This window comes from Occultella gossypii, assembly GCF_019947135.1.
GTDB lineage: Bacteria > Actinomycetota > Actinomycetes > Actinomycetales > Beutenbergiaceae > Occultella > Occultella gossypii.
In genome coordinates this window covers 508,050-520,472 of sequence record NZ_JAGSHT010000010.1, presented here as the reverse complement: position 1 = coordinate 520,472, position 12,423 = coordinate 508,050, and the positions used below count along the sequence as shown (strand labels likewise).

Genomic DNA, 12,423 nt, shown 5'->3' with positions numbered 1-12,423 from the left:
ACCTGGCGTTGTCTGTGGGGGCGGGGGAGTCTCACGATGCGTGGGGTGTGAATCGGTCGCTGCGTGTGATGCAGGCGGTGTCGAATTCTGACTTCGCGGTGGACGCGGGGTTTGATTCGGTGCCGTCGGCGACGAACCAGGATCAAGGCCTGATCGTGGAGCAGGATGCGTCGAACTGGTTGCGGTTCGATGTCTTCTCCAGTGGTGGGGTGGTCCGGGCTTTCGCTGCCTCGACAACGAATGGGACGTCGAAGACACGGTTCAACACGGTGTTGTCGGTGCAGCCGGCGGACTCGGTGGTGGTCGGGGTGAGCCGGGCCGGGAACGCTTGGACGATGACGGTGGCCGTTGATGGTGGCGCACCGCAGGTGATCGGGACGTTCTCGCAGGCGTTGACGGTGGGTTCGGTGGGGCCGTTCGCGGCGAACGCGGGGTCGAAACCTGCGGCCTATACGGCGCTGGTGGACTACGTGTTCGATCGGGCGAATCCGATCACTCCCGAGGACGGCGGTGCCGCTCCGGACCCCGATCCTGACCCCGACCCGGAGCCGGAGCCTGATGTGACGGCGCCGGTGGTCAGCGGTCTCGCCGCGACGCCCGCTGCTTCGTCGGCGACGGTGTCCTGGACGACCAATGAGGCCACTACGGGTGCGGTCGCTTTCGGAACGACGACGTCCTACGGGAGTAGCGCGACGTCGACGGGATCGGGCACCTCCCACTCGGTGACCCTGACCGGACTGGCGCCTGCGACGACCTACCACTACCGGGTCACCGCAACCGACACCAGCGGCAACGCGGGAAGCTCGGCCGACCTCACCTTCACCACAACTGCCGCCAGCGCACCCAATGCTGTGTTGTTGTCGGATGATTTCTCGGGTGCGGTGTTGGGGTCTGGTTGGTCGGTGGTTGATCCGGTGGGGGATGGGTCGGTTGAGTTGGTCGGCCAGGGGACTGGGGATGCGTACCTGGCGTTGTCTGTGGGGGCGGGGGAGTCTCACGATGCGTGGGGTGTGAATCGGTCGCTGCGTGTGATGCAGGCGGTGTCGAATTCTGACTTCGCGGTGGACGCGGGGTTTGATTCGGTGCCGTCGGCGACGAACCAGGATCAAGGCCTGATCGTGGAGCAGGATGCGTCGAACTGGTTGCGGTTCGATGTCTTCTCCAGTGGTGGGGTGGTCCGGGCTTTCGCTGCCTCGACAACGAATGGGACGTCGAAGACACGGTTCAACACGGTGTTGTCGGTGCAGCCGGCGGACTCGGTGGTGGTCGGGGTGAGCCGGGCCGGGAACGCTTGGACGATGACGGTGGCCGTTGATGGTGGCGCACCGCAGGTGATCGGGACGTTCTCGCAGGCGTTGACGGTGGGTTCGGTGGGGCCGTTCGCGGCGAACGCGGGGTCGAAACCTGCGGCCTATACGGCGCTGGTGGACTACGTGTTCGATCGGGCGAATCCGATCACTCCCGAGGACGGCGGTGCCGCTCCGGACCCCGATCCTGACCCCGACCCGGAGCCGGAGCCTGATGTGACGGCGCCGGTGGTCAGCGGTCTCGCCGCGACGCCCGCTGCTTCGTCGGCGACGGTGTCCTGGACGACCAATGAGGCCACTACGGGTGCGGTCGCTTTCGGAACGACGACGTCCTACGGGAGTAGCGCGACGTCGACGGGATCGGGCACCTCCCACTCGGTGACCCTGACCGGACTGGCGCCTGCGACGACCTACCACTACCGGGTCACCGCAACCGACACCAGCGGCAACGCCACGGTGACACAGGACCGCGTCTTCACGACGCCCGCACAGACCGACGGCATCGCGATCGATGTCTGGTACGGACCCGACCAGGTCTTCGGTGCTCCGGCTCGCACACAGCCTCGAGTCAACATCGTCGGATCGGTGTCAGATCCCGCGAGCGTGACGTCCTTGACGTACCGCGTCAACGGTGGAGCAGCCAGGAACCTGTCCATCGGTCCCGACAACCGGAGACTCTCCGCGCCCGGTGACTTCAACGTCGACATCCCGTATGCCGATCTGAGTGCAGGGGCCAATGGCGTCACCATCACCGCTCTGGGTTCGGACGGTTCGTCCGTGACCGAGACGGTGAATGTGACCGTCCAGACGGCGTCTTCGACATTGCCCTACGCCACCGACTGGTCGGCAGGTGAATCACTGCAAGCACAGGCCCAGTCGGTCGACGGTCTATGGGAGGCTGGCAACGGTTCGGTGAGCACGGTGCAGGTCGGGTACGACCGGATTCTTGCGGTGGGTGATGCCACCTGGACTGACTACGAGGTCACGGTACCGATGACCCTGCACGGGTTCGGGCCCGGCGCCGGTCAGTACCTCTCGGGGGCGGCGATGATCGGGGTCGGCCTGAGGTGGCAAGGGCACACCCAGTTGCAGGGCGAGCAGCCGGGCTACGGCTGGTACCCAGCGGGTGCGTACTCCTGGTATCGCTTCTACGACGAGGGTCCTCGCTGGGAGCTCTTCGGCAACAACAACAGCCCGGTCAACCGCGGTCCGAGGAATGCGGTCGACTTCAGTCCGGGTGACACCTTCGTCATGCGGGTCCGGGTCGAGAGTCTCCCGACCGGTGGCGCCGTCTACTCGATGCGGATGTGGGAGCAGGGAACGGTTGAGCCAACGACTTGGTTCGCCACGATCACCGACGACGACACGGTTGCAAATGGCTCGGTCGTACTGATCGCTCACCACGTCGATGCCACGTTCGGCAATGTGACCGTCACGCCGTTGGAGTAGTGAACTGTGGACGCCTCGATGCAAGGTGGGGCGAAGTTTCGTAGGAATTGTGTCGGGCTTGCCGTCTTCCAGCGGCTCAGGTGTACGACTCATAACATGAAGGACATGGCTCGCAATCTCGCGGAGCCTCGGAGGGAGTCCTGATCTTGGACGTCTGGTCAATCACGGTGGCAGCGCTACGGCGCTGGTACATTCTGCTGCCCTTGTTGGCTCTCACCGGGGCGTCGGCCTACACCGTCGGTGAGGGTGTACAGCCTGAATACAACGTCGAAGGTTCGGCGATCGTTGTCCCTGGCCGCGCAGTGGCGGAGCTCGCGAATCCTTACGGCGGGTTGGACGATGCAAATGCAGTACTTGGTATCGTCCTGAGCGGTCCGGAGACACGAGCTCAAGTGCAGGCGGCCGGCCTCGTGCCGTCATACAGCGTCGTTCCCACGTCGCGCAGTACCGTGTTGAATTTCCAGGTCCGTGCCGACACGCCCGAGGAGGGACTCGCGACAGGGCAGATGGTCTTTGAGCTCGCGCGTGAGGAACTTGCCTCGAGGCAGACGAACGCTGGGTTGAGCCCGGCCTCCCAGTACGGTCTCGATGTTCTCCAGGAGCCGTCGGTGACGGCCGTGGTCGCTGATGGGAAGGTGCGGAACATGGCGATCGTTGGAGTGCTCGGTGCCGCGCTCTCCTTGCTGATCGCGGTCCTGTTCGATGACATCGTCGGCTTGTTCAAGAAGTGGCGATCGGAGCGTCGGGAACGTCGCTCGGGACAAGATTCACAAGAATCTATCGATGAACCGGCAGGCGACGAGAACCTCGCACCGCATCCTGGTCAGGATGCCGAAGGCGACCGGGCCATGCTCAAGCCAGAACAATATGTGACAGGAACGAGCGACATGCCAGTCGACGCCATCCTCAGTGGGAGAGCCGTAGTGGCTTCCAGTTCCGTGCGACCGCGGTGAGGACTGGCCGCCATGGCGCCGCAACGGGGTGAGACAACGTTGGTGAACCGCTCCATTGCCTCGACCGAGGAAAAGGAATGGCGGCCGGTACTTCTCAGAGTTCCGAACGGGTACAAGCGGGTCCGCGAGGTTTGGATCCCAGCCCTTATCCACCGATGGACGCTGACGACACTCGGCCTCCTTGTGTTGTTCCTTTGCCTGCAGTTCTTGATTCCCGCGCGGCTTGTGATTGGTGGCTTGGGGGCGGTCGGACGTCCATCGGTGGCCGTCGGCATCATGCTGGCGTTCCTTTGGGTGCTTTCGGCGGTCCGAGCTCATCGGTTGCCTGCAGGCACGCAGCCCATTCGCTGGGTGATAGGGCTGTATGTGGGACTACAACTCTTGGGCAATGTCATCGGATTCGACCGGCTACCGTCAGCTGCGGAGGCGAGCAGTGCGGACCGATGGTTGATCTTTACCGCGGCGATCGCAGGTGTCGCCCTCGTGACCGCCGATGGGCTGAGCACACGATTGGAACTCGACCGAGTCCTGCTGACGGTCGTCGCTCTGGCTTCAGTGATGTCAATCATCGGAGTCCTTCAGTTCGCCGGAATCGTCGATATCACGCAGTACATCAAGATTCCGGGACTGCACGCGAATGCCGATCTGATCGGGATCAGCGCACGTGGGGACGGCGGGTTTCCGCGCGTCGCGTCGACGGCGAACCACTTCATCGAATTCGGGGTGGTCCTAGCGCTGGTCCTGCCTATCGCCCTGCACTATGCCCTTTTCTCGCCTCCCGGGCGCACACGCGTCTGGCGGTGGCTGGGCGTCTCTCTGGTCGCCCTCGGTATTCCGCTCTCCATCTCCCGCTCCGCGATCCTCACCGTGGTCGTGACCATGGGACTCATGGCGATTGTCTGGCCGTGGCGCCAGCGGTACAACGCTCTCGTGATCGGGGTGATGGCCACGGCCGTGTTCCACTTGGTGAACCGCGGGGTCCTCGGCACCATTCGGTCCCTATTCACGAACGCGGAGAACGACACCAGTGTGACGGATCGGATCGCTCGCACCGACTACGTGATTGACCTCTGGTCACTCCGTCCTTGGCTCGGTCGCGGAGCGGGGATGGTGACACCTGAGGAGTACATCCTCCTGGACAATCAGGTCTACATGACGCTCCTTGCCGGCGGCGTTGTCGGAGTCGCCGGGCTCGTCCTGTTCTTCCTGGTGCCCTACCTGATGGGCCGTAGCATCCGCCTCCGGGGAAAGGACCAGGAGACGAGACATCTGGGCCAGGCCCTTGCCGTCTCCATGCCCGCCGCGCTGATGGCCAGCGCAACCTTCGACTCATTCTCGTTCGCAACGTTCGTTGGCGTCGTGTGCATCATCATCGGTGCGATAGGTGCACTGTGGCGCCTCGATGGAACGTCCCCAACCAATGAGATCCAACTTGCGGCGCCAGGGGATCGGTTCGTGGCGACGCCACTCGCGGCCAACTTCCGGGAGCGGATCGGTGCGGCGTGGGCAGCGTCCCGTCCCCGAAACTACGGTCGCGGCAAGTTCGACAAGAAGACGCCGAATGCGAGTGACGGCGACGCATCCGGCCCGTCCACGATCAACACGGACGTGACACCGCAAACTCTTGCGACGAGACGTGGACGGCGTCGCACATGAGTGAGATCAAGACCGCCGGACGTGGCCGGAGAACACACCCTGGGGTGAGTTCTGAGGTTCACCGGGTGAGGTGGGCAGTTTATGCAGCACGCCTCGCCAATCACCCAACGCCCCGGCTCCTCCTTCACTAGGGTCTCAAGGGTGAAAGCAACGGGGAACCCGGGTCTGCGATGCCCGGTGTGTGACGCGGCGGACCTCCGCCCGTTCTACGCGCAAGCGGGCGTTCCGACGCACGTCGGGATCCTTTGGCCGAGCCGCGAGGAGGCGGTGGACTGCCCCCGCGGAGACCTGGACCTCGGCTATTGCCCGGACTGCGCGTTCGTCTACAACACCGGCTTCGACGCCGACCTGAACGCCTACGGACACAGCTACGACAACGCCCTGCACTTCTCAGCAGTGTTCCAGGCGTATGAGCAGGACCTTGCTCAGCGGCTCATCGACACCTATGACATCCGAGACTCCGACGTCGTCGAGATCGGCAGCGGAAGTGGGCATTTCCTCGGGCTCGTGTGCGCGCTCGGGGAGAACCGCGGAACGGGCTTCGACCCGAGCTACGACGCGGAACACGCCGAACCGCTCCCGGCCCGGGTGCAGGTGGTGAACGAGTACTTCTCCCGTGAACACGTGGACGCGAAGGCGGACCTGGTGGTCTGCCGGCACGTCCTGGAGCACGTCGACGACCCGGCCGGGATGCTGCGCTCTCTGCGCGAGGGCATCGGTGACCGCTCGGACACCGTGCTCTACCTTGAGGTCCCGAACGGACTCCTGGCGTTGCGCCGACTGTCCGTTGGCGACCTCATCTATGAGCATGTCTCCTACTTCCTCGCGTCATCGTTGCGCACCGCGGTGGAGTCGGCCGGGTTCGAGATCCTCGACCTGCGTGAGTCCTACGACGGCCAGTTCCTCTCCGTGGAGGCCCGACCGACGCAGGTGCCACAGGCGCCGAGGCCGACGCCCCCGGACGCGGAGGTTCTGGCGGACATCCAAGGCTTCGACGAGCGTGCCCGCGCACGAGTGACGGAATGGGCGGACCTGTTGGATCGTCTCGCCGCCGCCGGCGAGCGCGTGGTCGCGTGGGGGGCCGGCGCGAAGGCCGTCGGCTTCTTCAATGTGCTCGGTGTGACCACCGGCGTCGACCGCGTGGTCGACGTCAACCCCCGCAAGCAGGGCACCTTCCTCGCCGGGACCGGGCAGGCCGTCGTGCCGCCAGAGGCCCTCGTGACCGACCCGCCAGGAACCGTCCTGGTGATGAACCCCTACTACGCCACCGAGATCGGGCAGATGCTCGCAGATCTCGGTGTCGACGCCAACGTCCAGACCGTCTGATCCGGAGACACGAATGTCCGAAGTCCTGACCGGCGGCCCGTGCCGCTTCTGCGGAGCCACCCTGACCCGCACGTTTGCCGACCTGGGCATGTCCCCGCTGTGCGAGAGTTTCGTGGCGGCGGACCAGGTCAACGCGATGGAGCCGTTCTACCCGCTGCACACCTGGGTGTGTGACCAGTGCTTCCTGGTGCAGCTGCAGGAGTACGTGACCCGCGAGGAGATCTTCACCGAGTACGCGTACTTCTCGTCCTACTCGGACGCCTGGCTGGAGCACGCACGCACCTACGTGGAGAAGATGATCGCTGAGCGGAGCCTCGGCGCGGACAGCCTGGTCGTCGAACTCGCCAGCAACGACGGCTATCTCCTCCAGTACTTCGTGCAGGCCGGTGTGCCGGTCCTCGGCATCGAGCCGGCGGCGAACGTGGCGAAGGTCGCCGTCGACGAGCGCCACGTGCCAACCCTGGTGGAGTTCTTCGACGAGCAACTGGCGCAGCGGCTGGTCGCCGAGGGAACAAGGGCGGACCTCATCGCAGGCAACAACGTGCTCGCGCAGGTACCGGATCTCAACACGTTCGTGGCCGGGATGAAGCTCCTGCTCGCGCCCGGGGGGCTGATCACGATCGAGTTCCCCCATCTGCTGCGGCTGATGGAGGAGAACCAGTTCGACACCATCTATCACGAGCACTTCTCCTACTTCTCACTGGTGACCTCCGATCGGATCTTCGCCGCGCACGGCCTCGTGATCCACGACGTTGAGGAGTTGTGGACGCACGGCGGCTCGTTGCGGATCCACGCCACCCACGCGGGACCGGACGCGCCGGCGTTGAGTGAGCGTCTGCTCGCGCTGCGCCAGCGGGAACTGGACGCCGGATTGGAGCAGCCGGAGACCTATGAGCTGTTCGCCGAGCAGGTCCGCGAGACCAAGCGCAAACTGCTCGATTTCCTCATCGGGGTCAAGCGCGACGGCGCACAGGTGGTTGGGTATGGGGCCCCGGGAAAGGGGAACACCCTGCTCAACTACTGCGGGATCGGCACCGACTTCCTCGACTACACGGTGGACCGGAACCCCTACAAGCACGGCCGATACACACCCGGCACGCACATCCCGATCCACGAGCCGGGCCGGATCGCCGAGACCAAGCCCGACTACGTCCTGATCCTGCCGTGGAACCTCAAGGACGAGATCGTTGCGCAGTTGGACTACATCAAGGAGTGGGGCGGCCAGTGCGTCGTGCCGATCCCGGAGGCAACGATCGTCGATTGGCCGTTGGTGGGGAACCCGCGATGAAGGTCGTGCTGTTCGCCGGCGGCATGGGGATGCGGATGCGCGAGTTCTCCGAGTCCGTACCGAAGCCGATGGTGCCGATCGGCTCGCGACCGATCATCTGGCACCTGATGAAGTACTACGCCCACTACGGGCACACGGAGTTCATCGTGTGCCTCGGATACAAGGGTGAAGTCATCAAGGAGTACTTCCTCAACTACAAGGAATGGCTCAGCAACGACTTCGTGCTCTCCGGTGGTGGCCGTGAGATCACCATGCTGCACACCGACGCCCAGGACTGGAAGATCACCTTCGTCGACACGGGTCTGGCGACCAACATCGGTCAGCGGATGGTCAAGGTCAAGGATTTCCTCGGCGACGACACGGAGTTCCTCGCGAACTACAGCGACGGACTCTCCAGTGTCCCGTTGCCGGCACTGATCGACCACGCACACGAGCACGACGCCATCGCGACGTTCCTGTGCACGAAACCGAGTCAGACTTTCCACATCGTGGGCCTCGACGAGGACTCACACGTGACCGGGATCACCGAGTCCAGCGCCGCCGGGATGTGGGTCAATGCAGGGTTCTTCGTGCTGCGTCGCGAGATCTTCGACTACATCGGACCCGGTGAGGAACTGGTCTACGAGCCGTTCGGGCGACTCGTCGAGGCCCGCAAGCTTGTCGGCTACAAGTACGACGGGTTCTGGGCCGGGATGGACACGTTCAAGGACCGACAGGTCATGGAGGAGATGAACGCCCGCGGCCAAGCACCGTGGAAGGTCTGGGAGCAGGATCCGGCGGCGCCCGCATGATCGGTCTCGACCTCGGCGTCGATGAGGTCCAGCCCTTGCGGGTGCTGGCGCTCGGCGCCCATTGCGACGATGTGGAGATCGGCTGCGGCGGAACGCTCGGCCGGCTAGCCCGCAGACCGGGCGGCCTCGAGGTCCGGTACGAGGTGTTCTCCTCCAATCCCCAGCGCGCCGAGGAGGCACGGGCTGCGGCGACCGACCTGCTGCGCGAGGCCCGAGACCTGAGCATCTGGGTGGGGGAGTACCGGGAGTCCTATTTCCCCTACGTGGGTGACGCGATCAAGGATCGGTTCGAGCTGGTCAAGTCGGAGTTCGACCCGCACCTCGTGCTCACCCACCAACGTCACGACCGGCATCAGGATCACCGGACCATCTCGGACCTGACCTGGAACACCTTCCGGGACCATCTGATCCTCGAGTACGAGATCCCGAAGTGGGACGGCGACATGGGCGCGCCCAACGTGTTCGTGCCGCTCTCGGAGGACGACGTGGCCAACAAGCTGCGGGTGCTGGGCGAGCACTACGCCTCGCAGTTCGCGAAGCCCTGGTACGACGACGACACATTCCGCGGGCTCATGCGCCTGCGGGGGATGGAATGCCACGCGCCCGGCCGCCACGCCGAGGCGTTCTACAGCCGCAAGGCGGTACTACTCGGAGGAGACGCATCGTGAAGGTCCTGGTCACCGGCCACAACGGCTACATCGGGCAGGTGATGGTGCCGCTGCTGCGGGCGGCCGGTCATGACATCGTCGGCCTGGACACCTTCTACTACGAGGGCTGTCAGTTCGATGACGAGGTCAGCCCCACCGAGGTCATTCGCAAGGACCTCCGCGACGTCAAGCCGACCGATCTCGAGGGTTTCGACGCCGTGATCGCCCTGGCCGCGTTGTCCAACGACGCCCTCGGTGACCTGCGGCCTCAACTGACCTACGACATCAACCACCTCGGCACCGTGCAGCTGGCCGAGTCCGCGAAGCAGGCAGGAGTCGGCCGATTCCTGTTCTCCTCCTCGTGCAGCCTCTACGGAGCCGCCGGCGACGAACACCTCACCGAGGAGGCGGGCTTCAACCCGCTGACCCCGTATGGGGAGTCGAAGATCAAGGTGGAGCAGGATCTGACCCACCTGGCCGATGAGACGTTCAGCCCGGTCTACCTCCGCAACGCGACCGCCTATGGCGTCTCGCCGAGCCTGCGTGCCGACCTCATGGTGAACAATCTCGTCGGCTACGCCATCACGACCGGCAAGGTCCTCATCAAGTCCGACGGCATGCCGTGGCGTCCGCTGATCCACATCGAGGACATCTCCCGAGCGTTCCTCGCGGCACTCGAGGCGCCCCGTGAGGTTGTGCACGACCGCGCCTTCAACGTGGGGGTCACCTCGGAGAACTATCGGGTCAAGGAGGTCGCCGAGATCGTCGCGCAGGTGGTGCCCGGATCGGTGGTGGAGTACGCGCCCGGCGCGAGCCCGGACGCACGCAACTACCGGGTGGACTTCACCCGGATCGCTGCCGAGTTGCCGGCCTTCCAGTCGAAGTGGACGGTGCCGGCCGGAGTCGAGGAGCTCTACCGCGCCTATCGGGACCATGGCCTCACGGCCGAGGAGTTCACGTCGGCCAAGTACCTGCGGATCCGGACGGTCCTCGACCACAAGGAAGCCGGGCGCCTCGACGAGGAGCTGCGCTGGCGGTGACGGACCATGGTGGCCCGCGGCAGAGCCTGCCGCGGCCTCAGGTCTGATCGGCGTTGAGGTAGGCGGCGGCCTGGAGCTTGAACAACTCCGAGTACTGTCCACCGGCGGCCATGAGTTCGTCGTGGGTGCCGTGCTCCACCACGCTCCCGGCCTCCATGACGTAGATCCGATCCGCACTGCGCACCGTCGAGAACCGATGTGAGATGAACAGTGCCGTTCGACCCTCAAGGGTGTGTCTCAGACTCGCGAACAGGTCGTATTCGGCGCGTGGGTCGAGGGCGGCCGAGGGCTCATCCAGGATGACGAACGGCGCATCCCGGTAGTAGCCCCGCGCGATCGCGACCCGCTGCCATTGGCCACCCGAGAGGTCACGGCCGCCCGCGAACAGACGCGAGAGCGGAGTCGCGTACCCGTCCGGCAGGGACTCGATCGCCCCATCAGCACCCGCGGCGCGCGCTGATGTGCGCATACGGTCCGGATCCAGCGGGCGGGTCACATCACCGATAGCGATGTTGTCCTCGGCGCTGAGCGCGTACCGCACGAAGTCCTGGAAGATGACCGCGATGCGGCTGCGCACGCTGGCGAGGGACCATGCTCGGATGTCGGTCCCGTCCCATCGGACCGCGCCCTCGTCCGGTTCATACAGGCCGGCGACGATCTTCGCGAGGGTGGTCTTGCCGGATCCGTTCTCTCCGACGATGGCTACCACCTCGCCCGCCCGAAGTTCCACGGTGGCGCCGCGGACGGCGGGCTGGTCCGAGCCCGGGTAGGTGAAATGGACCTTGTCCGCGGACACGACGGCGAATCCGGTCGGCGCCTCGGGGCCCCGCGAGTCCTCCTTCGCCGGCTCTGCGAGCCGGAGGAATCCTTCGAGGTCCTCTAGGAACAGGCCCGACTCGAAGATCCGCTGGACCCCGGCGAAGAGGGCCTGGACCTGGCTCGCGAGCATCCGGATCGCAACAATCGCCGCGCCCGCGCCGGCGACTGTGACCTGGCCGTCGAGGATCAGCCAAACGAGTGCGGCGAGCGTGAGCACCAGCACGATGGCACTGCCCAGGTTGCCGATGGCGGAGAGGGTTGCGCGGCGCCGCAGGTGGGTGCCGAGTGCACCCAGGTACGTCGCGTACGCGGTATCGAACCGGCCGTGGAGCCAGTCCGCGAGGTGGAAGGCACGAATCTCCTTGGCCTCGTCCCGTCCCGTCTGCACGAGCGTCAGGTACTGACGCATCCGTAGCACCGGAGTCTGGGCCACCGAGAAGTCGAACTCCAACCGGCTCTCCCGGCGGCTGGTCAGCAGTACCGGCAGCCCGCCGATCAACAGGAGCGGCAGCAGGAGTGGGCTGATGCTCACCAACGCCGCCCCCACGCCGATGCTGGCGGCGAGGGCACCACCCATGGAGATCAGGCCCTGGGTCACCTGGAACGGACGGGAGAGGGCGTTCGACTGCACCCGCTGGAGGCGGTTGAAGAAGTCGGGCGACTCGAAGTTGCCGAGCCCGACCCCGGTCGAGACGTCGAGCACCTGGTCCCACATCGAGCGGGCGACGAGTTCCCCGAGCATCCGCTGCATGTGCCCCTGCACGGCGCCGATGATGGATGTCACCGCAGTCAGGCCCGCCAACAGCAGCACTGGCGTCCATAGCGACGCCGTCGCACCCGTACCCTCCTCCAGATCGAGGATGGCGGTCAGCACGGCCTGCACCGAGAGCACCTGACCGGCCAGCGCGAGCGCCGCGGCGACCTGGAGGACGAGCAGTCCGACGAACAGCCCGCGCCCGGATGCCCACACGAGACGGACGCTCTGGCGGATGAGGACGGACAGCCGGCCCAATGACTTGCGTTGGGAGCGCGCCTGGGCACGCAGCGTCACGGGGTCGACGTAGTCGTCACCCTCGGCAGCCGCCATCCACGTTCTCCTCGCCGTATGGACCGGCTCTCATTGAATCAACAGAAGCCGCAGCCCGTG

Annotated in this window: 9 protein-coding genes; 8 read left to right on the top strand and 1 reads right to left on the bottom strand. The window is 65.4% G+C overall.

Going from position 1 to position 12,423, the window contains the following annotated elements; genetic code table 11:
• The first annotated feature begins 14 nt into the window (after nucleotides 1-14).
• The 8 genes from KCQ71_RS11345 (at nucleotide 15) to KCQ71_RS11310 (ending at nucleotide 10,457) form a co-directional block, all read left to right on the top strand.
• Nucleotides 15-2,756, top strand: coding sequence for a fibronectin type III domain-containing protein (locus KCQ71_RS11345; RefSeq protein WP_223405868.1), 2,742 nt, complete (start codon nucleotides 15-17; stop codon nucleotides 2,754-2,756).
• A 146-nt stretch (nucleotides 2,757-2,902) separates the two neighbouring features.
• Nucleotides 2,903-3,709, top strand: a complete 807-nt coding sequence (locus KCQ71_RS11340; RefSeq protein WP_223405866.1) for a YveK family protein — start codon at nucleotides 2,903-2,905, stop codon at nucleotides 3,707-3,709.
• A 12-nt stretch (nucleotides 3,710-3,721) separates the two neighbouring features.
• A complete protein-coding gene (locus KCQ71_RS11335; protein WP_223405864.1) occupies nucleotides 3,722-5,365 on the top strand; it encodes an O-antigen ligase family protein in 1,644 nt (547 codons plus the stop codon).
• Nucleotides 5,366-5,506: 141 nt separating this feature from the next.
• Nucleotides 5,507-6,691 carry a class I SAM-dependent methyltransferase gene (locus tag KCQ71_RS11330; RefSeq protein WP_223405862.1) on the top strand — a complete coding sequence of 395 codons (1,185 nt, stop codon included), beginning with the start codon at nucleotides 5,507-5,509 and terminating at the stop codon, nucleotides 6,689-6,691.
• Between the two features lie 13 nt (nucleotides 6,692-6,704).
• Nucleotides 6,705-7,979 (top strand): class I SAM-dependent methyltransferase, encoded by a 1,275-nt coding sequence (locus KCQ71_RS11325; RefSeq protein WP_223405860.1) that lies wholly within the window; start codon nucleotides 6,705-6,707, stop codon nucleotides 7,977-7,979.
• Nucleotides 7,976-8,770, top strand: coding sequence for a glucose-1-phosphate cytidylyltransferase (locus KCQ71_RS11320; protein ID WP_223405858.1), 795 nt, complete (start codon nucleotides 7,976-7,978; stop codon nucleotides 8,768-8,770). Before KCQ71_RS11325 ends, KCQ71_RS11320 begins: the two co-directional genes overlap by 4 nt.
• Nucleotides 8,767-9,438, top strand: coding sequence for a PIG-L deacetylase family protein (locus KCQ71_RS11315; RefSeq protein WP_223405856.1), 672 nt, complete (start codon nucleotides 8,767-8,769; stop codon nucleotides 9,436-9,438). The genes KCQ71_RS11320 and KCQ71_RS11315 overlap by 4 nt, the downstream gene beginning before the upstream one ends.
• Nucleotides 9,435-10,457, top strand: coding sequence for an NAD-dependent epimerase/dehydratase family protein (locus KCQ71_RS11310; RefSeq protein WP_223405854.1), 1,023 nt, complete (start codon nucleotides 9,435-9,437; stop codon nucleotides 10,455-10,457). The genes KCQ71_RS11315 and KCQ71_RS11310 overlap by 4 nt, the downstream gene beginning before the upstream one ends.
• 37 nt (nucleotides 10,458-10,494) lie before the next feature.
• On the opposite strand, the gene KCQ71_RS11305 is transcribed toward KCQ71_RS11310, so the two are convergent.
• Nucleotides 10,495-12,363: an ABC transporter ATP-binding protein gene (locus KCQ71_RS11305; RefSeq protein ID WP_223405853.1), complete on the bottom strand. Its 1,869-nt coding sequence runs from the start codon at nucleotides 12,361-12,363 to the stop codon at nucleotides 10,495-10,497.
• Nucleotides 12,364-12,423: the final 60 nt, after the last annotated feature.